The sequence below is a fragment of the Micromonospora halophytica genome (assembly GCF_900090245.1).
Classification (GTDB): domain Bacteria; phylum Actinomycetota; class Actinomycetes; order Mycobacteriales; family Micromonosporaceae; genus Micromonospora; species Micromonospora halophytica.
The window spans coordinates 20,667-46,922 of sequence record NZ_FMDN01000005.1; the positions used below are offsets into that span (position 1 = coordinate 20,667).

Consider the following 26,256-nt stretch of genomic DNA (forward strand, 5'->3'; position numbering starts at 1 on the left):
AACGGCGCAGTCCCGGCCGGTGCGGTAACGACGACGGCCGGCCCCCGATCCGGGAGCCGGCCGTCGCGCTGCTACGCGCAGGTCACTTCATCGTGGTGCCGGTCGAACGCAGGTGCTCGCAGGCCTCCACGACGCGGGCGGCCATGCCGGCCTCGGCGGCCTTGCCCCAGACGCGCGGGTCGTACATCTTCTTGTTGCCGACCTCGCCGTCGACCTTCAGCACGCCGTCGTAGTTGCGGAACATGTGGTCCGCCACCGGCCGGGAGAAGGTGTACTGGGTGTCGGTGTCGATGTTCATCTTCACCACGCCGTAGTCCAGCGCCTCGCGGATCTCCGACAGCAGCGAGCCGGAACCGCCGTGGAAGACCAGGCTGAGCGGCTTCTCCTTGCCGTACTTGGCGCCGACCGCCTCCTGGATGTTGTTCAGGATCTCCGGGCGGAGCTTGACGTTGCCCGGCTTGTAGACGCCGTGCACGTTGCCGAAGGTCAGCGCCGCCATGTAGCGGCCCTTCTCGCCCAGGCCGAGCGCCTCGACCATGGCCAGGCCGTCCTCGACGGTGGTGTAGAGCTTGTCGTTGATGGCGTTCTCGACGCCGTCCTCCTCGCCACCGACGACGCCGACCTCGATCTCCAGGACGATCTTGCCCTTGGCGGCCTCGTCGAGCAGCTGCGCGGCGATCTCCAGGTTCTCCGCCACCGGCACCGCCGAGCCGTCCCACATGTGCGACTGGAACAGCGGCTCCTGGCCGTTCTTGACCCGCTCCTGGGAGATGGTCATCAACGGCCGGACGAACTTGTCCAGCTTGTCCTTCGGGCAGTGGTCGGTGTGCAGCGCGATGTTGACCGGGTACTTCTTGGCCACCTCGTGCGCGTACGCGGCGAACGCGACCGCGCCGGTGACCATGTCCTTCACCGACGGTCCCGAGAGGTATTCCGCGCCACCGGTGGACACCTGGATGATGCCGTCGCTCTCCGCGTCGGCAAAGCCCTTCAGCGCCGCGTTCAGGGTCTGCGACGACGTCACGTTGATCGCGGGGTACGCGTACCGGCCGGCCTTGGCACGGTCCAGCATCTCCGCGTAAGCCTCGGGGGAAGCGATGGGCATGTCTAACGCTCCTTACTTACCGCTCTCGGCCGAGCCGGCCGCTGTCTTCCATCGGGTGCGCCGGACCGCGCTGTCCACCGCCGGAAGTATCCCGTAGATGGCGTCGGTCGGCACAACCACCCCGGTGGGGACACCCACCGCGGCGGTCACCGGCCCTCCAGACGGTCCGGCACGGCGACGCTGATCAACCAGCTCACCACCGCCATCACGATGGCCCCCCAGAAGGCGGCCCAGAAACCGTCCACCCGGAACGGCAGGTCGATCCCGCGGGCGATCCAGTCGGTCAGCAGGAACAGCAGCGCGTTGACGACCAGCGCGATCAGCCCGAGCGTGAGCAGGTAGAACACACAACCGACCACCTTGATGACCGGCTTGAGCACCGCGTTGACCACCCCGAAGATCAGCGCCACCGCGAGCAGGGTCAGCGCAGTGTTCGCGCCGTCCCGACCGGTCACCTCGACCCCGGGCACGACCAGCGTGGTGACCCACAGCGCGAGCGCGGTGATCGCCAACCGGATCAGGAAGCCCACGCCCCCATCCTGGCACCGCCGATCGTCCCCGGTGGCGGGATCCACCGAGTCCGCTTCCCGCGCCCACCGCGCGACGACCCCGCACAACCCGTACGGTGTGGGTGGAAATCCGCCGGAACCAGGGAGGACGACGATGGGTCACCCCGACGAGGAGTTCACCCCGAGCGACCACCTCAGCCCGGAGGAACGCGACCCGGAGGCCGAGCCGGCCGACGCGGTCGAGCAGGCCACGGTGGCCGGCCCCACCGAGGAGGACGGCGAACCGCACCGCGGCCTGGAGGTCGCCGACTGGGACGCGATGGAGCAGGCCCGGGTGGTCACCGCCGACGAGGACGACTACCGCTGATTTCCGGGCACCGGGTCGGGTCACCTCGTCGGGGTGACCCGACCCGGGTGCTCCGCCACCCCCGATCACCGGCGGGTCCACCGGCCTGATCGCCGGCATCGGCGGCCTGCTGCTCGCCGCCGGCCTCGGCGGCTACGTGGTGGCCCGCCGCCGCAGGACCCGCTTCGTGGCCTGACCCACCCCGCACCACCCGGCGCCCCGCCGACCCACCGAGGTCGGCGGGGCGCCCCCGTCTCACCCGCAAGCCACACCGCGACCGTGGAAAACGGGACGACGCAAGATCGAGGCAGCTGGAACCATGAGCGCGTGCTGCTCACCCTGACCACCACCCACCGGCCGGCGACCGACCTCGGGTACCTGCTGGTCAAGCACCCTGACCGGGTCCAGTCGTTCGACCTCCCCGCAGGCGTCGCGCACGTCTTCTACCCGGAGGCGGACGACGCCCGCTGCACCGCCGCCCTGCTGCTCGACATCGACCCGCAACGGCTCGGCGCGGGCCGGGGTCGCGGGCGGAAACAGGCCGCCACCCCGGAGAGCTTCACCCTGGGGCAGTACGTCAACGACCGGGCGTACGCCGCCTCCAGCCTGCTCTCCTCGGCGCTGTCGTCGGTGTTCCGCTCGGCGCTGCGCGGTGAGTCGCGGGACCGCCCGGAACTGGCCGGCACCGCCATCCCGCTGGAGGTACGGGTGCCGGTGCTGCGCTGCCGGGGCGGCGCCGACCTGGCGGTACGGCTGTTCACCCCGCTGGGCTGGACGGTCACGGCCACCCCGGTGCCCCTCGACGAGCAGCACCCCGACTGGGGTGACAGCCGGTACGTCGACCTGCTGCTGACCGGCACCCTCCGGGTCGCCGACGCCCTCAACCACCTGTACGTGCTGCTACCGGTGCTGGACGACGCGAAGCACTACTGGGTCGCGCCGGACGAGATCGACAAGCTGCTCCGGGCCGGGGCTGGCTGGCTGGCCGACCACCCGGAGCGGGGGTTGATCACCCGGCGCTACCTGGCCCACCGTCGGGCGCTGGCCGGGCAGGCCCTGGCCCGCCTGGCCGAGCTGCGGCTGGCCGACGAGCCGCCCGCCGACGACAGCGTCGACGAGGCCGCGCCGACGCAGCAGCGGGACGGCGCCCGCGCCTCGCTGGCCGTACGCCGCCGCGAGGCGGTGCTCTCCGCGCTGGCCGCCAGCGGGGCGAGCCGGGTGCTGGACCTGGGTTGCGGTGGCGGTGCGCTGCTCACCGCCCTGGCCGCCGACCGGCGGTACGCGGAGATCGTCGGCACCGACGTCTCCACCCACGCGCTGACCCTGGCCGCCCGTCGGCTGCGGCTGGACCGGCTGCCGGAACGGCAGCGCGACCGGATCCGGCTGTGGCAGTCGGCGCTGACCTACCGGGACGACCGGCTGCGCGGCTGGGACGCGGCGGTGCTGATGGAGGTGATCGAGCACGTCGACCCGCCCCGGCTGCCGGCGCTGGAGGACGCCGTCCTCGGCCACGCCCGGCCGGGCACGGTCGTGGTGACCACGCCGAACGCCGAGTACAACGTCCGCTACGAGGGGCTGGGGGCGGGGCGGTTCCGGCACGCCGACCACCGCTTCGAGTGGACCCGCGCCGAGTTCGCCGAATGGGTGACGCGGGTGGCGGACACGTACGGCTACACCGCCGTGCTCAGCGGGGTCGGCGACGACGACCCCGAGGTGGGCAGCCCCACCCAGATGGCAGTGCTGACCAGCACCGACAAGGCTTGGAAGGAGGAGACGACCCGATGACCACACTCGACATCCCCGAACTCGCCCTGGTGGCGCTGGTCGGTGTCTCCGGCTCGGGCAAGTCGACCTTCGCCCGCCGGCACTTCCTGCCCAGCCAGGTGCTCTCGTCGGACATGTTCCGGGCGATGGTGGCCGACGACGAGAACGACCAGTCCGCCTCGACCGACGCGTTCGAGGCGCTGCACCACGTCGCCGCGACCCGGCTGCGACGCGGCCGGCTCACCGTGGTCGACGCGACCAACCTCCAGCCGCACGCCCGGGCTGCTCTGGTGCGGGTGGCCCGCGAGCACGACGTGCTGCCGGTGGCGGTCGTGCTGGACGTGCCCGAGGCGCTGGCCTGGGAGCGTACGCAGGGGCGGGCCGACCGGACCTTCGGCCGGCAGGTACTCGCCCGGATGCAGCGTGACCTGCGCCGGTCGTACGGGCTGCTGGCCCGGGAGGGCTTCCGGAAGGTGCACGTGCTGCGCGGGGTCGAGGAGATCGACGCGGCGCGGATCCGCTACGAGAAGCTGTTCAACGACCGGCGCGAGCTGACCGGGCCGTTCGACGTCGTCGGCGACGTGCACGGCTGCCGGGAGGAGCTGGAGTCGCTGCTGCTGCGGCTGGGCTGGCAGCTGTGCCGCGACGACGCGGGCCGCCCGGTGGACGCGGTGCACCCGGCTGGTCGTACCGCCGTCTTCGTGGGTGACCTGGTGGACCGCGGCCCGGACTCCCCCGGCGTGCTGCGCCTGGTGATGGGCATGGTGGCGGCCGGGCACGCGATCTGCGTGCCCGGCAACCACGAGCAGAAGCTGCTGCGGAAGCTGCGCGGCCGGGACGTGCGGCTCACCCACGGCCTGGCGGAGACCATGGCCCAGCTCGACGCCGAGGACCCGGCGTTCGTGGCGCAGGTCGCCACCTTCGTCGACGGTCTGGTCAGCCACTACGTGCTGGACGGCGGCCGGCTGGTGGTGGCGCACGCCGGGCTGAAGGAGGCCTACCAGGGTCGCGCGTCCGGCCGGGTCCGCGCCTTCGCGCTCTTCGGGGAGACCACCGGGGAGACCGACGAGTACGGCCTGCCGGTGCGCTACCCGTGGGCACGCGACTACCGGGGCTCGGCCATGGTCGTGTACGGCCACACGCCGACCCCGGAGCCGGAGTGGGTGAACAACACCATCTGCATCGACACCGGCTGCGTCTTCGGCGGGAAGCTGACCGCGCTGCGCTACCCGGAGAAGGAACTGGTCTCCGTCGACGCGGTCAAGGAGTGGTACGCCCCGGTCCGCCCGCTGGTCACCGCCCCGGCCCGCCCCGACACGGTGCTGGACCTGGCGGACGTGACCGGCCGGCGGCACATCCAGCACGCGTACGGGACGCTCACCGTGCCGGCGGAGAACGCCGCCGCCGCGCTGGAGGTGATGAGCCGGTTCGCGGTCGACCCGGGCCGGCTGGTCTGGCTGCCGCCGACCATGGCGCCCTGCTCGACGTCGACGGTCGACGGGTTCCTGGAGCACCCGGCGCAGGCGTTCGAGGACTACCGCACGGCGGGCGTGGACCGGGTGGTCTGCGAGGAGAAGCACATGGGATCGCGGGCGGTGGTGCTGGTGGAGCGGGAGCACGGCGGCGTGGTGCACACCCGCACCGGGCGGCCGTTCTTCGGCGCGCCGCTCGACTCCGAGCTGCTGGCCCGGGTGCGGGCGGCGGTGACCTCCGCCGGACTCTGGGCCGAACTGGGCACCGACGCGCTGCTGCTCGACTGCGAGTTGCTGCCCTGGTCGGCCAAGGCGGGCGGACTGATCCGCGAGCAGTACGCCGGCGTCGGCGCGGCCGGCCGGGCGGCACTGCCGGCGGTGCTCGGCACGCTGGACGCGGCGGCGGCCCGGGGGCTGCCGGTGGCGCAGCTGCGGGAGCGGATGGCCGCCCGCCACGCGGAGGTCGAGGGCTACTCGGCCGCCTACCGGGCGTACGTGGCACCGACCGACGGGCTGCGCGGGGTGACTCTGGCCCCGTTCGCGGTGCTGGCCGGGGCCGGGGTGAGCTTCGCCGACCGGGACCACGGCTGGCACCTCGACCTGGCCGACCGGCTCTGCGCGGCGGATCCGGAGTTCTTCACCCCGACCCGGCGGCAGGTCGTCGACCCGGCCGATCCGTCGGCTGTCGCGGCGGCCACCGAGTGGTGGCTGGCGCTGACGTCGGCCGGTGGCGAGGGCATGGTGGTCAAGCCGTACGCCGGACCGGCCGCCCGGTCGGCGCGTGGCTCGCTGCTCCAGCCCGGGATCAAGTGCCGGGGCCGGGAGTACCTGCGGATCATCTACGGTCCCGGGTACACCGACCCGGCCCAGTTGGCCGCCCTGCGCCGCCGTTCGCTGGGTCGCAAGCGGGGGCTGGCCCTGCGCGAGCACGCTCTCGGCCTGGCCGCCCTCGACGCGTTCGCCGAGCGGGCGCCGCTGTGGCGTCGCCACGAGCTGGTCTTCGCGATCCTCGCCTGCGAGTCCGAGCCGGTCGATCCCCGGCTGTGACGGTCCGCCGGCACCGCCGGCGGACCGGGCGACGTGGTGCGCCGCCGCAGGAACGGCACCGGTAGCCTGTGTGGCCGTGGCGAGCGCCACACTGGCAGCGGTTCGAGTGATGACGAACGGATTCTCTCAATGGCATTGGGCGAACGCATCGGCCACGTCTTCCGTGGGGCGGCCATCGGTGTGGCTGAGGCCGTCCCGGGGGTCAGCGGTGGCACGATCGCACTGGTCACCGGGGTGTACGAGCGGGTCATCGCGTCCGCCGGCCACCTGGTGAACGCGGTCCGTTTCGCGGCCTCGGACGTCCCTCGCGGAAGGGGGTGGACGCGGACCGCCCACCAGTTCAGGCAGGTGCACTGGGAGGTGGTGATCCCGCTCCTGCTGGGCATGGTTCCCGGTCTGCTGATCGCGGCGAAGGTGCTGGAACCGCTGCTGCACGACCACCCGGAGCAGACCCGTGGGCTGTTCCTCGGCCTGGTTCTCGCCTCGGTGCTGGTGCCGATCTCGATGGTGGGCAAGCCGTGGCGGGGGGCCGAGGTCGGCGCCCTGGTGGTGAGCGCGGTGGCCGCCTTCGTGCTGACCGGTCTCCCGCAGGCGACGGTCACCCCGAATCCGCTGATCGTGCTGCTGGCGGCGGCGGTCGCGGTCTGCGCGTTGGTGCTGCCCGGTGTCTCCGGATCGTTCCTGCTGCTGACCGTCGGCCTCTACGAGCCGACGATCAACGCGGTGAACGACCGGGACTTCGGCTACCTGGCCGTCTTCGCGGCCGGGATGGTCATCGGCCTGGCGCTGTTCGTGAAGCTGCTTCAGTGGTTGCTGGAGAAGCACCGCCGCATGACGTTGGCGGTGATGGCCGGGATCATCCTCGGCAGCCTGCGCGCCCTGTGGCCCTGGCAGTCGGAGGATCGGTCGATGCACGCCCCGGGCGACAACGTCGTGTCGATCCTGGGGCTCTTCCTCCTCGGCGTGGTACTGGTCAGCGCCATGATCGTCGCTGAACGCCGCCGGCTGCGGCGCGCGGCGCGGGATCTCACCGAGGAGACCTACGAGGCCCCGAACGTCCGCTGAGACGGTCGCCCCACCCGCTCGCTTGGTGGCTGCCCCGGGGGGCTGCCACCAAGCGACACCGGATCGGAGAAGTCAGCGAGCCTTCTTGGTGGCCCGCTTGCGCGGCGGCGTGAGCAGATCCGCGATCGTCGCGATCGCGGACGGCACCAGCCGGTAGTAGGCCCACACACCGCGCTTCTCCCGCTCCAGCAAGCCGGCCTCGGTGAGGATACGCAGGTGGTGGCTGACCGTCGGCTGCGAGAGGCCGAGCGGCGCGGTGAGGTCACACACGCACGCCTCGCCCTCGGGCGCCGACTGGATCAGGCTGAGCAGCCGCAGCCGCGCGGGGTCGGCGAGGGCCTTGAGGACCCCCGCCAGCCGCTCGGCATCGGCACGTTCGATCGGCTCGCCGGCAAGCGGCGAGATCTGAGGCATGGTCATTTCAGCCAACGCAGTTCCCACGTATTCCATCCTTCCACCAGCAGCATCGATCCGCCTGCATATCCGCAGATCCGAATCGGCAAACTTTTACGCCACAAGGCCGAGGTCAGCCAACGTATAGGCCGCCCGATACGACAGTCCGGCGGCTCGCACGGCGTCCCCGGCTCCTCGATCAACAATAACCGCCACACCCGTTACCTCCGCCCCGGCCTCGCGCAGGGCCTCGACCGCGGTCAGCACGCTGCCGCCCGTCGTCGAGGTGTCCTCCACCGCCAGTACCCGCCGGCCGGCCACATCAGGCCCCTCGATCCGACGTTGCAGGCCGTGCGCCTTGCCGGCCTTGCGGACGACGAAGGCGTCCAGCGGGCGGTCGGTCTCCGCAGCGGCGTGCAGCATCGACACGGCGATCGGGTCGGCGCCCAGGGTCAGCCCACCGACGGCGTCGTACTCCCAGTCGGCGGTGAGCTCACGCAGCACCCGGCCGACCAACGGGGCGGCCCGGTGATGGAGCGTGACGCGACGCAGATCGACGTACCAGTCCGCCTCGCGGCCGGAGGAGAGCACCACCCGCCCGTGGACCACAGCCAGGTCGATAATGAATTTACGCAGGTCGTCGTGGTCCCCCATGGCGATAGAGGGTACTGCGCGAGTCTGTACGCCGCGTTCGGGGTCCTCCCGGGTCAACCTGGTGGGCGACCGATGGGTGGCGATGGACGGCTACGCTGCGCGACCGCCGTGACCGGGCGCGACGACCCGTGGCCGGGTGACCGGATCAGCCGTGTCGAGCGGCCGGTCAGCCCTGCCCCCGCCGGTCCCGGTACGCCAGTCGCAGCAGCCGGCGCGGCGCATGCCGCAGCCCGGTCACGGCGAGCTTGTACTTCCAGTCGGGAACGCTGATCTGCTTGCCTTTCCGCAGGTCACGGAGAGCTTCGGCGACCACGTCGTCGGCCCGCAGCCACATCCAGCGGGGCATGCCGGACATGTCGATGCCGTTGCGCTCGTGGTAGCCGGTGGCGGTGTAGCCGGGGCAGAGCGCCATCACCCGGACGCCGAGCGACCGCACCGAGAGATCGACGGACTCGCTGAAGCTGGTCACCCACGCCTTGCTGGCCGGATACGTCGAGCCCGGCATGACCGGCCCGAACCCGGCAACCGAAGAGACATTTATCACTGCCCCGTGCCCTCGGCGCGTCATCGGGCCGAGGGCGGCGAGGGTGAGCCGCATCACCGCGTGCACGTTGAGTCGGAGCAGCCGCGCCTCGTCCTCCGCGGTGGACCGGAGAAAGGGCCGGTCCAGGCTGATCCCGGCGTTGTTGACCAGCAGCTCGACCGGGTCACCGTCGGTGAGCCGGCCCGCGACGCGCGCGCATCCGTCGTCCGTGGACAGATCGGCGGGGATCGTCTCCACCTGCTGCCCGTGCCGGCCGGTCAGTTCGGCGGCGACCTCACCGAGCCGGGTGGCGTCCCGGGCGACCAGCACCAGGTGCCAGCCGTCGGCGGCCAGCCGCCGGGCGAACGCCTCGCCGATGCCGGCGGTGGCCCCGGTGACCAGCGCCCGTCGCTCGGCGGCCGGGTGGTCGGGGCTCAACGGGACTCCTCAGCGAGGGGGCAGCGGACCCTGCGGCGGGTGCAGCCGGTACGGGTTCTCCGGCGGCGGTGCCGCCGGCCGGGACGGGCGGCGCGCGAACCAACCGTTCGCCGCAGGCAGCGCGAGCAGCACGGCCACCACAAGGTAGCCGAGCATCTGCGCCACCGAAACCCCCGCGTTCACCGGCAGCCACCAGGACGGGTACGCCTCCCCGAGCAGGCCGAGCAGGTTCGCGTCGATCCCGGTCTCCAGCGGCGTGGCCCGCTGCCCGAGCAGCAGCGCCCCGGTACAGCAGCCGGCGAGCAGGCCCAGCCCGCCGACCACCCAGGTGGCCACCCGGGCGCCCCGCCGGCCGGCGAGCAGCCCGGTGGCGAGGCCGACCAGCAGCACGCCGACCAGGACCGTCAGCACCGCCGAGACGATCGCGCCAGCGCGGACCAGGGCGACCACCCCGTCGACGTCGTCCGCTCCCGCGACGGTGTCGGCCGCGGCGGCGCGGAACCGGTCCACCGTGCCGCCGAGGGCGAGCAGGGTCGCGACGGCGTACACCAACGCGCCGAGGGCCATCAGCGCCAGCACCGCCGCCGCCAACGTGACGACGGCGGGCCGACGCGTCGGCACCTGATCCGGGTACGACACGACAATTCCCTCCGGTAGGCGTCGGGTTGCAACCTACTCGGAGGGAATCGTCACGTCGCTGCTACTCGCCCGTCAGCCGGCCGACGGCGGGTTGCTCCCGCCCGGCTGGTCCGGCCCGTCGGCCGGGCGACTCGGGTCGGCCGGACCGGTGGACGGCGGCTGCCCGGGCGGGGCCTGCCACTCCGAGCCGCTCGGCGGCTGCGGCGTGCCCGGCTGGCCGGAGGCCGACGGGTAGCCCGGCTGATCCGGGGCAGACGGGTAGCCCGGCTGGCCCGGGGCCGGCGGGTAGCCGGACTGCGGGTAGCCCGGGGTGGCCGGGTAGGCCGGCTGGCCGGGGTAGACCGCACCGGGAACCGGCGGCTCCCAGCCCTGCTTGGGCTTGCGGAAGAACTCGTTCGACTTCGGCAGCGCCAGCAGGATCAGCGCCGCCAGCAGGGAGAGCAGGCCGAGCACCGCGAGCAGGATGGTCACCGGGCCGTACCAGGACGGCAGCGCCTCCTCCAGCCGGCGCTGGACCTCCTCGCCGCTGGGCATGTCGCCGTTGGTGGGGCCGGTGTTGTTGGCGAAGCCGCCGGCCGCGTTGCTGACCGTGCCGAAGCCGCAGCAGCAGAAGACGATGCCGCCGAGCACCCAGGTGGCGATCCGGGTGCCGTTGGAGCCCCGGTTGTTGAAGAGGCCGAGCACCGCGAGCACGATCGCGAACAGCAGCCCGACGACGGCGGCACCGATGGTGAACGCGATGGCGAAGTCGGCGACGTTCTGTGCCCCGTTCGCGGCGGTGCCGCGGTACGCCTCGTCCAGCGCCTCGCGCAGGGCACCGATGGTGCTGAGAGTGATGATCAGGCTGATGACCTGGAGGACAGCGAACAGAATCAGCAGGTAGCTGGAAATCGTCACCACGGCCGGCCGGGTGCGGGCCGGTGTGTGCTGGGAATCGACCACGATTCTCCTTCCTTGGATCGCGTCCCACACGGTATCCACATGGGCCCACCTCGCGCGCGTCGTGAACCGGGCGACCCGCCGCCAGGACCGGCCCGGCCGCGTTCACCGCACGCGGCGGGAGCCGGCGACGACGGGGCGGCGACACCCGTCCGACGTCAGTAACCCCGCCACTCCGCGCGGGCGTACTCCAGCACCCTGGGCTGCAGCAGGGTCGAGGCCGGCACGTCCACGCGACGCCGGTCGGCGGGGAACGCCGCCGCCGCGCGCAGCACCGACGGGTCGAGGAACCGCAGCGGCGGGGCGTCCGCCGGCAGTTCCAGCGCCGGCGCGGTCGCCTCCGGCGCGGCGAGCAGGAAGCCCCAGTCGCCGAAGGAGGGCACGTCCACGTGGTACGGCGTGGTGGCGAAGCCGGCCTCCCGCACCGACGCCTCGATCGACCAGTACGACCGGGGCGCGAAGTACGGCGACCCGGACTGCACCACCAGCCGCCCGCCGTCGGCGAGCACCGCCCGGACCAGCGTGTAGAACTCGACCGTGTAGAGCTTGGCGGTGGCCGTCTCGTCCGGGTCGGGCAGGTCCGCCACCACCACGTCGAAGCGGTCCGTGGCGGTACGCAGCCAACCGAACGCGTCGACGTTGACCACCCGGACCCGGGGGTCGGCGAACGCGTCGCCGTTGAGCCTGCGCAGCTGCGGCTCGCGGCGGGCCAGCGCCACCACCGCCGGATCCAGGTCGACCACCGTCACCCGGCGTACGTCCGGGTAGCGCAGGATCTCCCGCACGGCGAGCCCGTCGCCGGCGCCGAGCACCAGCACCTCGCCGCGCGGGCCGTCGAGCGCCGGGTGCACCAGCGCCTCGTGGTAGCGGTACTCGTCGACCGAACTGAACTGGAGGTCGCCGTTCAGGTAGAGCCGCAGGTCGGTCTCCGCGTGCCCGAACTCGCGCACCGACCGGGTCAGCACGATCTCCTGGTAGCGGGAACGCTCGGCGTGCACCACCGGGTCCCGGTAGAGCTGCTGCCGGGCGGTCAGCTCGAAGTCGGCGGCGGTGACCCAGGCGTACCCCAGGCAGAGCGCGACCACGACGGAGCCGGCGCCGAGCGCGGCCCGCGCCCGGCGGCTCAGCTCCGCCCGGAACACCGTGCAGACCAGGGCGAGGCCGGCGACCGCGTTCACCGCGCCGACCACCAGGGCACCCTTGAGCTGCCCGAAGACCGGGATCAGCAGGAACGGGAAGGCCAGCCCGCCGAGCAGCGCGCCGACGTAGTCGGCGGCGAACAGGTCGGCGACCGCGCTGCCGGCGGACTGCTCCCGGATACGTTGCAGCATCACCATCAGCAGCGGGATCTCCGCGCCGATCAGCAGTCCGAGCACGAACGCGGTGCCGACCAGCGCCGGACCGTAGAGGTCCAGCCAGGCGAACGCGGCGTAGAGGCCGAGCACCGACAGTCCGCCGAGCAGCGCCAGGGTCAGCTCGATCACCGCGAACGCGGCGGCGGCCCGGGACTGTAACGGCTTCGCGACGAGCGCGCCGACGCCCATCGCGAAGACCATCACGCCGAGCACGATCGATGCCTGGCCGACCGTGTCGCCGATCAGGTAGCTGCCGAGCGCGACCAGCGCCAGCTCGTAGACCAGACCGCAGGCCGCGCAGACGAAGACCGCGAGCAGCACCGCCGCCCGGGCCAGCCGCCAGCGCGGCCGAGCCGGCACGTCGACGGTCACGCGTTCTCCGGGGTACGCGACGCGGCCGTGGCCGCCCCGGCGCGCTGCGCGGGCACGACTCCCCGGCGCTGCCGCCGGCGCTGCACGACTCCCACGGTGATCAGCAGCGCGGTGACCAGCAGCAGGCCACCGGCGGCGAGCAGGTAGCCCCAGCGGTCCCGCCACAGGTCGCTGCCGGGGTCGGGCAGCGGCGACGGCTGCGCTGCGGCCGGGGCCGGGGTGGCGGCCGGCTCGACCGCCCCCGCCTCGACGGCGAGCAGCGGCAGCATCACGGCGGCCCGGGTGGCGGCCCACCCCGGGTCGTCGACGAAGACCTTCTCGGTGACCCCGAGCCGCTCCAGGCCGTTCGCGATGCGCAGCAGTTCCGTCGAGGAGAAGTCGCTGGAGCCGTTGACGTCGACGTAGGCGTTGTCGTCGCTGTCGCTGCTCTCCGACGGGTAGTAGATCCGCACGCTCACCTGCAACCAGCGCGGGCAGGACGGGTTGTCCTCGACCGCCACCCCGTTGCCGAGGTTGGAGCCGACGCTGACCGGGTCGCCGTAGCCGAAGTAGTCCTTCAGCTCCCAGCCGTAGCAGACGCCTTGGCTGGCCGAAGAACGCGCCAGGACCGCCACGGTGTCGTCGCGCTCCTGAGCGGTCGGCGGTGAGACCTTGTCGGAGTCGCCGCCGCCGTTGACGATGCCCACGCCCACGCAGCCGGCGACGACGAGGCCGACGGTCAGCCAGATGGTCCAGGCGCCGGCCTTCGACGCCGTGTTCGGCCCGCCTTTGCGCGGCGGGTGCTGCGCCGCCGCCATCAGCTGATCGCGGCGGCGATGATCGCGCCGGTGGCGAGGTGGACGACGGCGGAGACCCAGACCGCGGGGTGCGGCTCCGGGTCGACCAGGATCTCGCCGAGCCGGCCCGGGGTGGCCGCGTCGAGCAGCAGGAACGCCGCGGCCATGATGACCAGGCCGAGGATCCCGTACGCGGCCGCGCCGACCAGGCCGAGGACGAAGTCGTCCGCGCTGGCGGCGATGGCGGCGACCACGATGACGCCGACGCCGGCCAGGTTCGAGGCGAGCAGCAGTGCGGCGTTGCGGTTGCGCTCGGTCCAGATCAGCTCGTGGAGCTTGCCGGGGGTGGCGATGTCGACCAGGGCGTAGCCGACGGCCATCAGGACGACGCCGACCACGCCGTAGGCGAGCGTGACCAGCAGATCGGTGACCAGGGTCTGCACAGGGGACTCCAGGGGTGTCGTTCGGGTCGGACTACTTGCCGCTGCCGGGGCCACCACCGCGGACGGTGACGCCCCGGCCCCAGCCCCAGTGGTTGCCCACGGTGGAGTGGTAGCGCGGGTACGCGGTGCGGAGACGTTCCAACAGGATCACCGAACCGGTGGCGATCGGCAGGATCACCACCGAGTCGTCGTCGTAGCGCAGATAGACGCCGCTGCCGTCGACGTACTGGTCGGCCGGCTGCCAGGCGGCGGTCACGTCCTGCGCCACCTGGCTCGGCGACCTGTTCGAGGTGTACGCGATCGCGTCGCCGCCGATGTCCTGGGCGGCCGCGCGGGTGTAGCGGTCCTCGACGTAGCCGCGCGGGGAGAAGCTGCCGTAGAAGATCGCGAAGGCGGCCACCAGGGCGCCGATGACCGCGAAGGCCACCCCCACCACGAACCATCTCCGGTACGTCATCGCAGTGCCACCACCGTCTCGGTCAGGACCAGCTCATTGGTCTGGGGATACGCGTGCCAGGTGCGCCAGCTGACCGACCCGTCCGGCGGGTCGGGGCGGACGGCGAGCGCGGTGACCGCGTCCGGGTCACCGGGGAAGACGCCGACCAGCGCGTACGGGTCGTCGGCCAGGTCGGCGCGGAGCGCCGCGACCCGGGCGCGCAGCTCACCGGCGGCCGGCCGGAGCACCGTGGCGGTGAACCGGTAGCCGTTCGGCTCGTCGTGCAGCGTCCCGGGCAGGTGCGGCGGCCGGCCGGGCAGGCAGGCCACCGTCTCGGTGAGATCACCGGTCGGGGTCGGCAGGACGACCTGGTGGGAGGCGCCGAGCAGCCGCAGTCGCAGCCGTACGCCGCCGGGCAGACGCAGGTCGCGGACGGCCAGCGCGGGCAGTTCGGGTCCGCCGAGCGCCAGCCCGAGGTCGGCGGCGCTGGTGTCGACGTACGGGGCGTCGATGCTGACCAGCACCTCAGCTCACCTTCTCCGGGCCGCCCTGGGGGTAGACCATCACCTCGGAGCGGTGCAGCCGCTCGCCCCGGCCCACCTCCCAGCCCGCCTCCCCGTACGCCTCGAAGGCGAGCCGGGCGCCGCCCTGGGCGCGGTAGTCGTGGTAGCGGACCGTGCCGCTCGGATCGAGGCCGGTGCTGCCGGTGGCCGAGTACCGGGCCTGCCCGGACTCCTCCCAGGAGTAGCGGCGGCCGGCGAAGTCGATGGTGGGGGCGCCCGGGGTGATGGTGGCTGCCGGCTCGGCGTCCCAGAGCACCAGCTCCAGGTCCGGGTCCTCCTCGACGGAGAGCCAGCGCTTCTCGCCGTCGACCGTGTCGAGCAGGTGCTCGGCCCAGCTCCACGCCCCCTCGACCAGGTGCACCGAGCCGCGGACCGCGTACGACAACTGGCGGATCTCCACGATGTCGCCGGGCTTCAGCTTCCGGGGGTCACCGCGCAGCGCGTCGGCGTCGGTGTCCCGGAACGGGTCACCCGGCCCGGCCGGCTTCGGCCGCTTCCGCCCCCGGCCGACGGCGACCACGGCCACCACCACCCCGGCGACCCCGACCAGACACCCCACCGCCGTCACCAGCCACGCCACCGACCCGTCCACCGCGACCGCCTCCCCACGTGCCTCGGTCGGAGACGGTAACAACCCCGCGCACCTGGGGAAACCGGCGCACAGTTGCGTGATCGGGCGGTCACCCGGTGTCGGTCTCCGGTGGTCGGATCAGACGGTCGGTGAACCGTCCGGCCCGTCCGTGCGCGACGGCGGGGTCGAACCGGGGGCGTCGGCGGGCAGGGCGACCGGGGGCGCGCCGACGGTCGGGCCCGGGGGCGGGACGCCGTGGACGCGGGGGTCGGGGCAGACCATGTAGCCGGGCGGCAGCAGAAAGGGCACCGGTGCGGGCGGGCCGACCGGCTGCGGGTCCGCGGCGGACCGGGGCACGAACCAGCGCTGCGCCACCGGCAGCGCCAGCAGCACCACCGCCGCCAGGGTCAACCCGACGACGACCGCCCAGCCGCCGGCGCCGACACCGAAGAAGATGTCCTCCCGCAGGCCGAAACCGTTGTCCGGGTAGAGGGTCTGGAAGAACTTCGACTCCTCGGGCGGGTACGGGCCGTCCAGCTCCGGATCCCACTCCTCGGGTTCTCCGAGGGCGAAGAAGAACGGGATCATCAGCGCGCCGGTGCAGCACTGGCCGAAGAAGAGCAACAGGTGGAAGCCGCCGGCCACGAAGACCAGGATCCGGGCGACGTTGCTGCCCCGGCGCAGGCCCACGGCGGTGCCGCCGAGCCAGCCGGCGAGGAGCAGCGCGGCCAGCCCGAAGAGGCTCGACATGAAGATGTTGCCGAAGCGCTCGCCCGCCACCTCGTCCGGGTCGGCGTCGGGCACGGCGCGCGCCGCCCGGTCGATCTGGCCGTGCCAGTCGACCGCCTGCCAGACGATCAGGCCGATCAGGGCGAGGAGCACGACGACGGCGGCGACCTGCAGCCAGAAGGCGACGGTCACGACGGTGGGGCGGGGCGGACGGGCCGGCGCGGCGGCGGGCGCACTCATGCCCGGCACGGTACGGGGACGGAAGCCGTCGCCGTCGCCCCGCTCGACTCGGCCGAACGGCTACAGTCCGGCGAGCCGGTCGGCCGCGTACCCGCGCAGGTTCGCGCTGCCCATCACGCAGCCGCTGAAGGTGGTGAACTCGCCGGAGTCCTCGCGCAGCCGCGACCAGGCGTCCCGGGCCGCCGCCGGGTCGAGGCGTTCCAGCAACGTCGCCGCGTACGCCTTCCCGGCGGGCGAGCCGCTCCGCAGCAGCCGGTCGAGCTTCTCGCGGACCGTCTCGGGCCGCTCGGCGAGCGCTGCCTCGACCCGCCGGTACGCCTCCGTCACGGGCAGCAGCGTCCCCGCGATCCCCACCCCGCCGAAGGCCACGGTGTCCGCGCCCGCCAACTCCTCGACGGCCGCGTCCAACTCCCGCTCCCCGCTCCTCTTCCCCATCCCGAACATGCCCCCATCCTTTCCCCACCCCACCCCCTTCCACCCCACCCCGGGCCCATCCTCTCCGCGATCTTGCAGTTGTGGCCGCCCTTTCACGCCTTCAGACCGATATGCCCAGGCCGCAACTGCAAGATCGCGGGGGTGGGGGTGGGTTAGTCGCTGTCGCTCCGCTGCGCGAAGCGGCCCTAATCGGGAGGAAGTAGGTCTACTTCCGAGTTAGGCGGGGGTGACGGTGAGGGCGTCCTTGGTGTCGGCCAGGTCGACCCGGACGGTGTCGCCGTCGCGGATCTGGCCGGCCAGGAGGGCCTTCGCGAGCTGGTCGCCGATGGCCGACTGGACCAGTCGACGCAGCGGGCGGGCACCGTAGATCGGGTCGTAGCCGTGCTCGGCGAGCCACCCGCGGGCGGCGTCGGTGATGTCCAGGCCGAGCCGGCGGTCCGCCAGCCGGCGGCGCATCCGGTCGAGCTGGATGTCGACGATGGAGCGCAGGTCGTCACCGCGCAGCGCGGCGAAGACCACGATGTCGTCGAGGCGGTTGAGGAACTCCGGCTTGAAGTGCGACCGGACCACCGCGAGGACGCCCTCGCGGCGCTGCTCCTCGGCCAGCGTCAGGTCGCTGATCACCGACGATCCGAGGTTCGAGGTGAGGATCAGGATCGCGTTGCGGAAGTCCACCGTACGGCCCTGACCGTCGGTGAGCCGCCCGTCGTCGAGCACCTGGAGCAGCACGTCGAAGACGTCCGGGTGGGCCTTCTCCACCTCGTCCAGCAGGATCACCGAGTACGGCCGGCGGCGCACCGCCTCGGTGAGCTGCCCGCCCTCCTCGTAGCCGACGTACCCGGGCGGGGCGCCGACCAGGCGGGCGACGGAGTGCTTCTCGCCGTACTCACTCATGTCGATGCGGACCATGGCCCGCTCGTCGTCGAAGAGGAACTCGGCGAGGGCCTTGGCCAGCTCGGTCTTGCCGACACCGGTCGGGCCGAGGAAGAGGAAGCTGCCGGTCGGGCGGTCCGGGTCGGCGACGCCGGCCCGGGCCCGGCGGACCGCGTCGGAGACCGCGCCGACGGCCTCGGCCTGCCCGACCACGCGGGCCCGCAGCGACTCCTCCATCCGGAGCAGCTTGGCCGTCTCGCCCTCCAGCAGCCGGCCGGCCGGGATGCCGGTCCAGGAGGCGACCACGGCGGCGATGTCGTCCGCGCCGACCTCCTCCTTCAGCATCGCGCCGTCGGCCTGGAGCCGGGCCAGCTCCTCCTCCGCCCGCCTCAGCTCGGCGTTGAGGGCCGGGATCCGGCCGTAGCGCAGCTCGGCGGCGCGTTCCAGCTCACCGTCGCGCTCGGCCCGCTCGGCCTCGCCGCCGAGCCGCTCCAGCTCCTCCTTGGCGGTGGAGAGCTTGGTGATGTGGCTCTTCTCCAGCTGCCAGCGCTCGGAGAGGGCGGTGAGCTGCTCACGCTTGTCGGCCAACTCCTTGCGCAGCCGGTCGAGGCGCTCGGCGGAGGCGGCGTCCGGCTCCTTGGCCAGCGCCATCTCCTCGATCTCCAGCCGGCGTACCGCCCGCTCGATCTCGTCCACCTCGACCGGACGGGAGTCGATCTCCATCCGGAGCCGGGAGGCGGACTCGTCGACCAGGTCGATCGCCTTGTCCGGCAGGAACCGGTCGGTGATGTAGCGGTCGGAGAGGCTGGCAGCGGCGACCAGGGCGGCGTCGGTGATGCGTACGCCGTGGTGCACCTCGTAGCGCTCCTTGAGGCCGCGCAGGATGCCGATGGTGTCCTCGATGGTCGGCTCCCCGACCAGCACCGGCTGGAAACGGCGCTCCAGGGCCGGGTCCTTCTCGATGTGTTCGCGGTACTCGTCGAGGGTGGTCGCGCCGACCATCCGCAGCTCGCCCCGGGCCAGCATCGGCTTGAGCATGTTGCCGGCGTCCATCGAGCCCTCGCCCTTGCCGGCGCCGACGACGGTGTGCAGCTCGTCGAGGAAGGTGATGACCTGCCCGTCGGAGTTCCTGATCTCCTCCAGGACGGACTTGAGCCGCTCCTCGAACTGGCCCCGGTACTGGGCGCCGGCGACCATCGCGCCGAGGTCGAGCGAGACGAGCTTCTTGTCCCGCAGCGACTCGGGCACGTCACCGGCGACGATCCGCTGGGCCAGGCCCTCGACGATCGCGGTCTTGCCGACGCCGGGCTCACCGATCAGCACCGGGTTGTTCTTGGTACGCCGCGACAGCACCTGGATCACCCGGCGGATCTCCGAGTCCCGGCCGATCACCGGGTCGATCTTGCCGTCGCGGGCGCTGGCGGTCAGGTCCACGCCGTACTTGGCCAGGGCCTGGTAGGTCTGTTCCGGGTCGGCGGTGGTGACCCGCCGGTCCCCGCCCCGAACGGTGGGGAAGGCGGCGACCAGGTTCTCCTCGGTGGCGCCGGCGGTCTTCAGCGCGCCGGCGACCGGGCCGCCGACCCGGGCCAGGCCGGCGAGCAGGTGCTCGGTGGAGGTGTACTCGTCGCCCAGCGGCCGGGCGATCTGCTCGGCGGCGCCGATGGCGTTGACGAACTCGCGGGCCAGCGTGGGCTCGGCGATGCTGGAGCCGCGGGCGGCGGGCAGCGCGTCGATCGCGCGCTGGGCGGTCCGGCGCAGTTCGGCCGGGTCGGCGCCGGCGGCGCGCAGCAGGCCGGAGGCGGTGGAGCCCTCGGTGTCCAGCAGGGCCAGCAGCAGGTGCCAGGGCTCGACGGTGGCGTGGCCGCGCTGGTTGGCCAGGGCGACGGCGCCGGTGATGGTCTCGCGGCTCTTGGTGGTGAGGCGTTCGGTGTTCATGGGCTCCCCCGGATCGGCGTGTCCATCAGTAGGGACACAACCAGAGTTGAGCGTATTCCGCTCAACTCTAGCGGTGTGAGCCAGCTCACTATCCCGCCACGATCACCCGGATCCACCGCCGGTCGGTCTGGTACCCGACGCCGAGCAGGACCTCACCGCCCGGGCCGGTCGCCGCCAGGGTGGTGTCGGCCAGCACCCGCAGGTAGTGCTCGGGTCCGACCGGCCAGGGCAGGTCGGCGTACCCGTCGCCCACCACGCCCGCCCCGCGTGGGCCGATCACCGCGAGCAGACCACCGCCGATCGGCGCGACGGAGCGAAACTCCGCCGGATGGCCGTCCCTCCCCACCGGCTCCCAGCCTCCCCGCAGCCGCCACAGCCCCGGCCAGCCCGTCCGGTCCGGCCGCTCGCCGACCAGCCACGCCGTGCCGTCCGGCTCGACCAGCGCCCGCACCAGGCCCACCTCACCCTCGGGCGCGGGCACCGAGGTCGACAGCCAGTTCCGCCCCCGGTCGAACGAGACCGCCGCGTACGGCTTCCCGCCGGCCGCCCCGGCGGCCACCACCAGCAGGCCGCCGCTCTCCCCGACGGTGTTCAGACGGGGAACCGGCGGCTGCGCGTCCAGTTGCCGGAGCCGCCCGCCGGCCCACTCGCCGATCCTGCCGGTGCGCTCGATGATCTGGAACCGCCCCTGGGCCGCCCGCCACTCCACCGGCTCCTCCACCGTGTGCGCGAACCTCACGCCACCGTCGATCGAGCTGTACCAGCCGTGCGGCTCGGCAAAGAGCACGAGCAGCCCTCGGGCGGCGTAGAGCTGCTGGCCGTCCGCCACCGGGCGAGGATGCCGCACCGACCGCCAGGACCGGCCGCCGTCGACGGTGCCGAAGAGCAGCGCCGGACAGTTCCGCCCCGGCGGGCCCCCGTCGCAGGTGGCGAAGAGCGCCCAGCCGTGGTCGGCGTCGACGAACTCGACGTGCGGCTGGTCGTACCGCTGCGGGACGGCGAGCTGGACGACGCGTACCTCGGCGGGAGCCTGCGGCGACGGCGACGGCGACGGCGGCGGCGCAGGCGCGACCGACTCCGGTGGCGCGGACGTCCGGGCGGGCGGGTCCCGCCGGACGTCACCCACCATCGAGCAGGCCACCAACGCCGGCACGAGCAGCAGGGCGACCAGCGGGCGGATCGCGCGACCGATCATGGACGCCTCCTTCAGGGAGTAGCCTCTCCCGGGTGCGAGTACGTGTCGAACAGACTGCCCTACCGGGGATCGGCGTACGTCATGACCTGATGACGGAATCCGGCCGCCGGCTCGGCGTGGTCTCCCACCGCAATGGCCGCCGTGACCTCGTCCTGTACGACCCGGACGATCCCGATTCCTGCCAGCACGACGTCCCGCTGACCGACGACGAGGCGGAGGCGCTCGCCGACATCCTCGGCGCGTCGCTGATGCTCGGCCAGCTCGCCGGGCTGCGCGAGCAGGCCGCCGGTCTGCTCACCGAGCAGATCGCCATCCCGGCGGGGTCGAAGTACGTCAACAGGCGGCTCGGGGACACCCGCGTCCGCACCCGCACCGGCGCCTCGATCGTGGCGGTGCTCCGCCAGGGCGAGGTGAACGTCTCGCCGGAGCCCACCTTCCGCTTCGCGGCCGGTGACGTGGCGGTCGTGGTCGGCACCCGCCAGGGACTCGACGGCGTGACAGCCATTCTCGCCGACAGCGACCCGGACGGCTGAGGCGCGGATGCACGAAACCACGACACTGCTCGTCGAGGTCGGCGCGCTGTTGTTCCTGCTCGGTCTGCTCGGCCGGCTCAGCCGTCGTTTCGGGGTCTCCCCGATCCCCCTCTACCTGCTCGCCGGCCTCGCCTTCGGCCACGGCGGCGTGCTCGAACTCAACGCCAGCGAGGAGTTCTTCGCCGTCGGCGCCGAGATCGGCGTCATCCTGCTGCTGGTCATGCTCGGCCTGGAGTACAGCGCCAACGAACTCGTCGGCAACCTCCGCTCCGCCGCCCCCGCCGGGCTGATCGACGCGCTGCTCAACGCCCTGCCCGGCTTCGCGTTCGCGCTGCTGCTCGGCTGGGGCTGGGTGGCCGCCGTGGTGCTCGCCGGCATCACCTGGATCTCGTCCTCGGGCGTGATCGCCAAGGTCCTCAACGACCTGGGCCGGGTCGGTAACCGGGAGACCCCGGTGGTGCTCTCCGTCCTGGTCATCGAGGACCTGGCCATGGCGCTCTACCTGCCCTTGGTCACCGCGATGCTGGCCGGCGCCGGGCTGGTCAAGGGCGGCATCAGCCTGGGCGTCGCGGTGTCCGCCGTGGCCGTCGTGCTGGTGGTCGCGATCCGGTACGGCAAGGTGATCTCCACGGCGATGTCGGCGAAGGACCCGGAGGCGCTGCTGCTCGGGGTGCTCGGCCTGACCCTGCTGGTCGCCGGCATCGCCGCCAAGCTCCAGGTCTCCGCCGCGGTCGGCGCGTTCCTGGTCGGCATCGCGCTCTCCGGGCCGGTCGCGCACCACGCGACGGAACTGCTCTCCCCGCTGCGGGACCTCTTCGCGGCGGTGTTCTTCGTCTTCTTCGGCCTGGTCACCGACCCCCGGGACATGCCGCCGGTGCTGCTGCCGGCGCTGGCCCTGGCCGTGGTCACCATGGGGACGAAGCTGCTCACCGGTTACCTGGCGGCCCGCCGGGTCGGCATCGCCGAACCCGGTCGCTGGCGGGCCGGCTTCGCGTTGATGCCGCGCGGTGAGTTCTCCATCGTCATCGCCGGCCTCGCGGTGGCCGCCGGCACCGTCGATCCCCGGCTCGCGGCGCTCGCCACGGCGTACGTGCTGATCACCGTGGTGACCGGGCCGATGCTGGCCCGGCTGCCCGACATGGGCTGGTTCAAGGCCTGGCTGCGGCGGCGGGCGGTCGTACGCCCCCCGGAGCCGGTCGCCGCGACGGACTGAATCCGCCGGCCGGGTCGCCCGTACGGGTGACCCGGCCGGTCCGGCCGTTGCCGAATTGGTCCCGACCGCCTCTTCCGTCGGCCCGCTGCCTGCGGCTACCGTTTCGCCCCAGCAAGCCAGGGGTCCGCGGGTGGCCGGAGCACCCCGCGGGTGAGCGGAAGGTTGGCCGGTGAACGCGCAGGATTCGACGTTCCACGGCTTCGCCAACCCCGTCGACCCGTCGGCGGCGGAGTTGCGGGCCTGGGCGTACCACCCCGACTCGGTGCCGCTGTCGTCGATGCCGCCGGACTGGGACCTGCTCGTCGCCGGGGACCACCTGGTGCTCACCCTCTTCGACCTGGCGATGGACCCGACCTGCCCGGCCCGCCGGTTCGCGCTGCACTGCCTCTACATCTACGCGGCGGACGGGATCCGGACGAACTTCCGCGCCCACCCGAAGCGCCGCTTCCGCAAGCTGGTCGAGCAGGCCGAGCGGGAGGGCGACGAGCTGATGCGCAACTGGGCGCACAACAGCCGGGTGCTGCTCGCCCGGCAGGATCTCTTCGTGTACCGCGACTGGTGCGAGGGCGGCCTGGTCCGGGAGAACCGCCGGATCGGCTGACGCACACCGGTCGGCCAGATCCAGTTCGCCCAGCCCGCCGCCGGTCAGCTCGACACGCCGCGTACGGCGACGTCGACCGCACGGCGCAGGTGCCCCAGGACCGGCTCGGGATCGCCGCTGAGCATCTCCTCTGCATGCTCCGGCGACTCCACCAGCGCGAGCAGGGTGTTGACCACCGCGCCGACGAGCGCCCCCACCACGGCGGCAGCCTCGACCCGGTCCAGCCGGTCCGGGAAGGCCGCGTGCAGTCGGGCGGCCAGCCGCTGCTGGGCGGAGAGCAGCCGCCGCAGCGCCACCCCCTGCACCGACGGCACCGAGAAGACCATGCGCAGCCGCACCGGGACTGCGCGGTCGAAGACCTGGCCGAGCCGCTCGGCCCGTTCGAAGACGGCGGCCATCGCGCGGACCAGCACGTCCACCGGCTCGTCCCCGGGCCGCCGCTCGTCGATCACGGCGAAGGCCAGCGCCAGCCGATCCTCGGTGTCGGCGAAGAGGATCTCCTCCTTGCTCGGGAAGTAGCTGAAGAAGGTGCGGGTGGAGACGTCCGCCCCGGCGGCGATGTCGGCGACGGTCGTCGCGTCGTACCCGCGCTGCTCGAACAGCTCCAACGCGGCGGAGATCAACGCCTGTCGGGTGCGCTCCTTCTTGCGCTCCCGCAGGCCGGGGCCGGTGGTCATCCCGACAGGTTACTGCATCGACTGCTTCACTTCACTCATTGCAAAGTTACATCGAGTGTGTTTTTCTGGCGTCATGGAACGGACCCTCGACCGGCTCGGCCGCGTCACCGCCGGCCACCCCTGGCGCACCCTCGGCCTCTGGCTGCTGGCGGCCGTCGCCCTGATCGCCGTCGGGCAGGCGGTGGGCGGCGGCTTCGTCAACGACTTCCGGATTCCCGGAGCGGAGTCACAGCGGGCCGCCGACCTGGCCCGCGACGCCTTCCCGGAGTACGGCGCGGCCAGTGCCGAGGTGGTCTGGCACAGCCCCGACGCCGACCTGCGGACACCCGAGCGGCAGGCCGCGATCGCAGCGATGACGGCGGCCATCCACCGCCAGCCCGGGGTCACCACCGTCGAGGACCCGTTCGCGGGCCAGGGGGTGGTCGCCCCGGACGGTCGCACCGCCGTCGGGACCGTCCGCTACGGCCAGGAACCCGGCGACCTCGGGCCCGAGGCGTACCACCGGCTCGACGCGGCCGCCGGACCGGTACGCGGGCACGGCGTCGACGTCACCTTCCGCGGCCTCGTCGTCGACCTGGCCTTCGAGCCGGAGACCGGGCCGGCGGAGGCGGTCGGACTGGGCGTGGCCCTGCTGGTGCTGCTGGTGGCGTTCGGCTCGGCGGTGGCGGCCGGACTGCCGATCCTGGTGGCTCTCGCCGGGCTGGTGGTCGGCACCGGCCTGATGCTGATCGCCGCCGCGACCACGGAGATCCCCAGCGCCGCGCCGATCGTGGCGGTGATGCTCGGGCTCGGCGCCGGCATCGACTACGCGCTCTTCGTGGTCACCCGGTTCCGCGCGGCCCTCGCCGACGGGCTCCCCACGGTCGCCGCCGCCGGCCGGGCCGTCGCCACCGCCGGACACGCCGTCCTCTTCGCCGGTGCGACCGTCGTGGTCGCCATCCTCGGGCTGCTGTTCACCGGCATCCCGTTCGTCGGGGCGCTGGGCGTGGCCGCCGCGCTGACCGTCGCCGCGATGATGCTCGCCGCCCTCACCCTCCTCCCCGCCCTCCTCGGCCTGCTCGGCCCCCACGTCAACCGCGGACGCCTCCCCCTGCACCCCCATCACCCCCCAACCCCCACCCCCACCTCGACCGGGTTGATCAAGAAGTTTGCGTCTGGAAACGGGCCGGACGCGGACCGAAACTTCTTGATCAACACCGGCGGGAGGGGGGACTGGAGTCGCGGTTGGGCGCGGTGGGGGTGGCACCTGGACCGGAGGCGGGTGGCGTACGGGGTGGGAGCCGCGGTGGTGCTGCTGGGGCTGGCCGCACCCCTGCTGACCCTGCGGCTCGGCACCCCGGACGACGGGAATCAGCCGGAGAGCTGGCCGCAGCGACAGGCGTACGACACCGTGCGGCGGGAACTGGGGCCGGGCTGGAACGCCCCGCTCGTCCTCGCCGTGCACCGGCCTGCCGGCACGCCGACCGACAGCTCCCTCGTCCGGCTGGCCGACGCGCTCACCGCCGACCCCGAGGTGGCGCTGGCCACCCCGCCGGTACGCAGCCCGGACGGCACCCTGGCGCTGCTCACCGTGGTGCCCCGGCACGCGCCGCAGGACCAGCAGGTCGCCGACCTGGTGCACCGGATCCGCCGTACCGTCGGCCCCTCGGCGCTGGGCCCCGACGGCGCGCGCGTCGCGGTCGGCGGCCAGACCGCGTACATGATCGACATGGCTGACGCGGTCGCCCGTCGGCTGCCCTGGGTGGTGCTCGGCGTGGTGGTGGCCGGCGGCCTGCTGCTGGTGGCGATGTTCCGGGCGCCGCTGATCGCCGTCAAGGCCGCGCTGATGGCGCTGCTCTCCATCGGCGCCGCGTACGGCGTGCTGGTCGCGGTCTTCCAGTGGGGGTGGGGGCTGTCCCTGCTCGGGGTGGACCAACCGGTGCCGATCATGTCGGTGGTGCCGATGCTGCTCTTCGCGATCCTCTTCGGGCTCTCCATGGACTACGAGGTGTTCCTGCTCTCCTCGGTGCAGGAGGAGTACCGGCGCACCGGCGACCCGCACCGGGCGGTGGTCGCCGGGCTGGCCGGGACAGGTCGGGTGATCACGGCGGCGGCGACCATCATGGCGATGGTCTTCCTCAGCTTCGCCGCCATCGACGACACGCTGGTCAAGATGATCGGGATCGGGCTGGCCACGGCGGTGCTGGTGGACGCGACGGTGATCCGGGTGGTGCTGGCGCCGGCGGTGCTGGGCATGCTCGGCCACCGCGCGTGGTGGCCGTCCACCCGCCGGCCGGTCGCCGACCCGCAGCCCACCCCGGCCCCCACGACCTGAACGACGAGCGGGCCCCCACGGACACCCCGGCGTCCCGGCCCGCACTCGACCACGACGAACGGGCCGGGGCCCCCGCACGGACACCCCGGCGTCCCGGCCCG

27 protein-coding genes are annotated in these 26,256 nt (G+C 73.1%); 9 read left to right on the forward strand and 18 right to left on the reverse strand.

The features are described from left to right. Window positions 1-82: 82 nt before the first annotated feature. Window positions 83-1,105 (reverse strand): class II fructose-bisphosphate aldolase, encoded by a 1,023-nt coding sequence (gene fbaA / locus GA0070560_RS09230; protein WP_091293788.1) that lies wholly within the window; start codon window positions 1,103-1,105, stop codon window positions 83-85. 146 nt (window positions 1,106-1,251) lie between these two features. Next, on the reverse strand, window positions 1,252-1,635 hold the full coding sequence (locus GA0070560_RS09235; RefSeq protein WP_091293791.1) for a phage holin family protein: 384 nt from the start codon (window positions 1,633-1,635) through the stop codon (window positions 1,252-1,254). A 133-nt stretch (window positions 1,636-1,768) separates the two neighbouring features. On the opposite strand from GA0070560_RS09235, the gene GA0070560_RS09240 reads away from it, so the two are divergent. From GA0070560_RS09240 to GA0070560_RS09260, 5 genes are all read left to right on the forward strand, one after another. Then, window positions 1,769-1,981, forward strand: a complete 213-nt coding sequence (locus GA0070560_RS09240) for a hypothetical protein (protein ID WP_091293793.1) — start codon at window positions 1,769-1,771, stop codon at window positions 1,979-1,981. Window positions 1,982-2,045: 64 nt separating this feature from the next. After that, window positions 2,046-2,156 carry an LPXTG cell wall anchor domain-containing protein gene (locus GA0070560_RS09245; RefSeq protein ID WP_281183906.1) on the forward strand — a complete coding sequence of 37 codons (111 nt, stop codon included), beginning with the start codon at window positions 2,046-2,048 and terminating at the stop codon, window positions 2,154-2,156. Between the two features lie 131 nt (window positions 2,157-2,287). Continuing rightward, window positions 2,288-3,745: a 3' terminal RNA ribose 2'-O-methyltransferase Hen1 gene (locus GA0070560_RS09250; protein WP_091293795.1), complete on the forward strand. Its 1,458-nt coding sequence runs from the start codon at window positions 2,288-2,290 to the stop codon at window positions 3,743-3,745. Further along, a complete protein-coding gene (locus tag GA0070560_RS09255) occupies window positions 3,742-6,243 on the forward strand; it encodes a polynucleotide kinase-phosphatase (protein ID WP_091293798.1) in 2,502 nt (833 codons plus the stop codon). Before GA0070560_RS09250 ends, GA0070560_RS09255 begins: the two co-directional genes overlap by 4 nt. Window positions 6,244-6,372: 129 nt before the next feature. Beyond that, window positions 6,373-7,308, forward strand: coding sequence for a DUF368 domain-containing protein (locus GA0070560_RS09260; protein WP_091293801.1), 936 nt, complete (start codon window positions 6,373-6,375; stop codon window positions 7,306-7,308). A gap of 72 nt (window positions 7,309-7,380) precedes the next feature. Here the strand turns inward: GA0070560_RS09260 and GA0070560_RS09265 are convergent, their stop codons facing one another. From GA0070560_RS09265 to GA0070560_RS09335, 15 genes are all read right to left on the reverse strand, one after another. Further along, window positions 7,381-7,758 (reverse strand): ArsR/SmtB family transcription factor, encoded by a 378-nt coding sequence (locus GA0070560_RS09265; RefSeq protein ID WP_007454255.1) that lies wholly within the window; start codon window positions 7,756-7,758, stop codon window positions 7,381-7,383. A gap of 57 nt (window positions 7,759-7,815) precedes the next feature. Continuing rightward, window positions 7,816-8,355, reverse strand: a complete 540-nt coding sequence (gene pyrE, locus GA0070560_RS09270) for an orotate phosphoribosyltransferase (protein WP_091293803.1) — start codon at window positions 8,353-8,355, stop codon at window positions 7,816-7,818. Between the two features lie 166 nt (window positions 8,356-8,521). Then, on the reverse strand, window positions 8,522-9,316 hold the full coding sequence (locus GA0070560_RS09275) for an SDR family NAD(P)-dependent oxidoreductase (protein WP_091293805.1): 795 nt from the start codon (window positions 9,314-9,316) through the stop codon (window positions 8,522-8,524). Between the two features lie 9 nt (window positions 9,317-9,325). Beyond that, a complete protein-coding gene (locus GA0070560_RS09280; protein ID WP_245675441.1) occupies window positions 9,326-9,955 on the reverse strand; it encodes a hypothetical protein in 630 nt (209 codons plus the stop codon). Window positions 9,956-10,027: 72 nt separating this feature from the next. Further along, window positions 10,028-10,927, reverse strand: coding sequence for a hypothetical protein (locus GA0070560_RS09285; protein ID WP_425412620.1), 900 nt, complete (start codon window positions 10,925-10,927; stop codon window positions 10,028-10,030). Window positions 10,928-11,052: 125 nt separating this feature from the next. After that, window positions 11,053-12,621 carry a polyamine aminopropyltransferase gene (locus GA0070560_RS09290; protein ID WP_091293808.1) on the reverse strand — a complete coding sequence of 523 codons (1,569 nt, stop codon included), beginning with the start codon at window positions 12,619-12,621 and terminating at the stop codon, window positions 11,053-11,055. After that, entirely contained in the window at window positions 12,618-13,349 is a 732-nt protein-coding gene (locus GA0070560_RS09295; RefSeq protein WP_425412621.1) for a hypothetical protein, read from the reverse strand. Before GA0070560_RS09295 ends, GA0070560_RS09290 begins: the two co-directional genes overlap by 4 nt. Window positions 13,350-13,417: 68 nt before the next feature. Then, on the reverse strand, window positions 13,418-13,840 hold the full coding sequence (locus GA0070560_RS09300) for a DUF350 domain-containing protein (RefSeq protein WP_091293810.1): 423 nt from the start codon (window positions 13,838-13,840) through the stop codon (window positions 13,418-13,420). 31 nt (window positions 13,841-13,871) lie between these two features. Further along, window positions 13,872-14,297 carry a DUF4247 domain-containing protein gene (locus GA0070560_RS09305; protein WP_091293812.1) on the reverse strand — a complete coding sequence of 142 codons (426 nt, stop codon included), beginning with the start codon at window positions 14,295-14,297 and terminating at the stop codon, window positions 13,872-13,874. Further along, complete coding sequence (locus tag GA0070560_RS09310) at window positions 14,294-14,800, reverse strand: DUF2617 family protein (RefSeq protein WP_091293814.1); 507 nt, start codon at window positions 14,798-14,800, stop codon at window positions 14,294-14,296. Before GA0070560_RS09310 ends, GA0070560_RS09305 begins: the two co-directional genes overlap by 4 nt. 1 nt (window position 14,801) lies before the next feature. Next, the gene (locus GA0070560_RS09315) at window positions 14,802-15,431 is read right to left on the reverse strand and encodes a DUF4178 domain-containing protein (RefSeq protein ID WP_091293816.1); all 630 of its coding nucleotides are present in this window, start codon (window positions 15,429-15,431) and stop codon (window positions 14,802-14,804) included. 117 nt (window positions 15,432-15,548) lie between these two features. Beyond that, window positions 15,549-16,379, reverse strand: coding sequence for a hypothetical protein (locus tag GA0070560_RS09320; protein ID WP_091293818.1), 831 nt, complete (start codon window positions 16,377-16,379; stop codon window positions 15,549-15,551). A 60-nt stretch (window positions 16,380-16,439) separates the two neighbouring features. After that, window positions 16,440-16,823: a hypothetical protein gene (locus GA0070560_RS09325; protein WP_091293820.1), complete on the reverse strand. Its 384-nt coding sequence runs from the start codon at window positions 16,821-16,823 to the stop codon at window positions 16,440-16,442. Between the two features lie 207 nt (window positions 16,824-17,030). After that, window positions 17,031-19,622, reverse strand: a complete 2,592-nt coding sequence (gene clpB / locus GA0070560_RS09330) for an ATP-dependent chaperone ClpB (protein ID WP_091293822.1) — start codon at window positions 19,620-19,622, stop codon at window positions 17,031-17,033. 88 nt (window positions 19,623-19,710) lie between these two features. Continuing rightward, window positions 19,711-20,817, reverse strand: coding sequence for a hypothetical protein (locus GA0070560_RS09335; RefSeq protein ID WP_091293824.1), 1,107 nt, complete (start codon window positions 20,815-20,817; stop codon window positions 19,711-19,713). 32 nt (window positions 20,818-20,849) lie between these two features. On the opposite strand from GA0070560_RS09335, the gene GA0070560_RS09340 reads away from it, so the two are divergent. The 3 genes from GA0070560_RS09340 to GA0070560_RS09350 all read left to right on the forward strand — a co-directional run bounded on the left by GA0070560_RS09340 (window position 20,850) and on the right by GA0070560_RS09350 (window position 23,164). Continuing rightward, window positions 20,850-21,350: a cation:proton antiporter regulatory subunit gene (locus tag GA0070560_RS09340; protein ID WP_091293826.1), complete on the forward strand. Its 501-nt coding sequence runs from the start codon at window positions 20,850-20,852 to the stop codon at window positions 21,348-21,350. A gap of 7 nt (window positions 21,351-21,357) precedes the next feature. Then, window positions 21,358-22,563 carry a cation:proton antiporter gene (locus tag GA0070560_RS09345; RefSeq protein ID WP_091293828.1) on the forward strand — a complete coding sequence of 402 codons (1,206 nt, stop codon included), beginning with the start codon at window positions 21,358-21,360 and terminating at the stop codon, window positions 22,561-22,563. A gap of 169 nt (window positions 22,564-22,732) precedes the next feature. Then, window positions 22,733-23,164, forward strand: coding sequence for a hypothetical protein (locus tag GA0070560_RS09350; RefSeq protein WP_091293830.1), 432 nt, complete (start codon window positions 22,733-22,735; stop codon window positions 23,162-23,164). 44 nt (window positions 23,165-23,208) lie between these two features. Here GA0070560_RS09350 and GA0070560_RS09355 read toward each other — a convergent pair whose 3' ends face one another. Continuing rightward, entirely contained in the window at window positions 23,209-23,841 is a 633-nt protein-coding gene (locus GA0070560_RS09355) for a TetR/AcrR family transcriptional regulator (protein ID WP_091293832.1), read from the reverse strand. Window positions 23,842-23,914: 73 nt separating this feature from the next. Between GA0070560_RS09355 and GA0070560_RS09360 the strand changes: the two genes are divergently transcribed. Next, window positions 23,915-26,155, forward strand: a complete 2,241-nt coding sequence (locus GA0070560_RS09360; RefSeq protein ID WP_091293834.1) for an MMPL family transporter — start codon at window positions 23,915-23,917, stop codon at window positions 26,153-26,155. Window positions 26,156-26,256 lie beyond the last annotated feature (101 nt).

What these genes read in the sequence shown, in the direction of transcription:
- fbaA (WP_091293788.1), bottom strand. Translation starts at nt 1,105, where the DNA reads ATGCCCATCGCTTCCCCCGAGGCTTACGCGGAGATGCTGGACCGTGCC.
- GA0070560_RS09240 (WP_091293793.1), top strand. Translation starts at nt 1,769, where the DNA reads ATGGGTCACCCCGACGAGGAGTTCACCCCGAGCGACCACCTCAGCCCG.
- GA0070560_RS09255 (WP_091293798.1), top strand. Translation starts at nt 3,742, where the DNA reads ATGACCACACTCGACATCCCCGAACTCGCCCTGGTGGCGCTGGTCGGT.
- GA0070560_RS09260 (WP_091293801.1), top strand. Translation starts at nt 6,373, where the DNA reads ATGGCATTGGGCGAACGCATCGGCCACGTCTTCCGTGGGGCGGCCATC.
- GA0070560_RS09265 (WP_007454255.1), bottom strand. Translation starts at nt 7,758, where the DNA reads ATGGAATACGTGGGAACTGCGTTGGCTGAAATGACCATGCCTCAGATC.
- pyrE (WP_091293803.1), bottom strand. Translation starts at nt 8,355, where the DNA reads ATGGGGGACCACGACGACCTGCGTAAATTCATTATCGACCTGGCTGTG.
- GA0070560_RS09305 (WP_091293812.1), bottom strand. Translation starts at nt 14,297, where the DNA reads ATGACGTACCGGAGATGGTTCGTGGTGGGGGTGGCCTTCGCGGTCATC.
- GA0070560_RS09320 (WP_091293818.1), bottom strand. Translation starts at nt 16,379, where the DNA reads ATGAGTGCGCCCGCCGCCGCGCCGGCCCGTCCGCCCCGCCCCACCGTC.
- GA0070560_RS09325 (WP_091293820.1), bottom strand. Translation starts at nt 16,823, where the DNA reads ATGTTCGGGATGGGGAAGAGGAGCGGGGAGCGGGAGTTGGACGCGGCC.
- clpB (WP_091293822.1), bottom strand. Translation starts at nt 19,622, where the DNA reads ATGAACACCGAACGCCTCACCACCAAGAGCCGCGAGACCATCACCGGC.
- GA0070560_RS09335 (WP_091293824.1), bottom strand. Translation starts at nt 20,817, where the DNA reads ATGATCGGTCGCGCGATCCGCCCGCTGGTCGCCCTGCTGCTCGTGCCG.
- GA0070560_RS09345 (WP_091293828.1), top strand. Translation starts at nt 21,358, where the DNA reads ATGCACGAAACCACGACACTGCTCGTCGAGGTCGGCGCGCTGTTGTTC.
- GA0070560_RS09355 (WP_091293832.1), bottom strand. Translation starts at nt 23,841, where the DNA reads ATGACCACCGGCCCCGGCCTGCGGGAGCGCAAGAAGGAGCGCACCCGA.
- GA0070560_RS09360 (WP_091293834.1), top strand. Translation starts at nt 23,915, where the DNA reads ATGGAACGGACCCTCGACCGGCTCGGCCGCGTCACCGCCGGCCACCCC.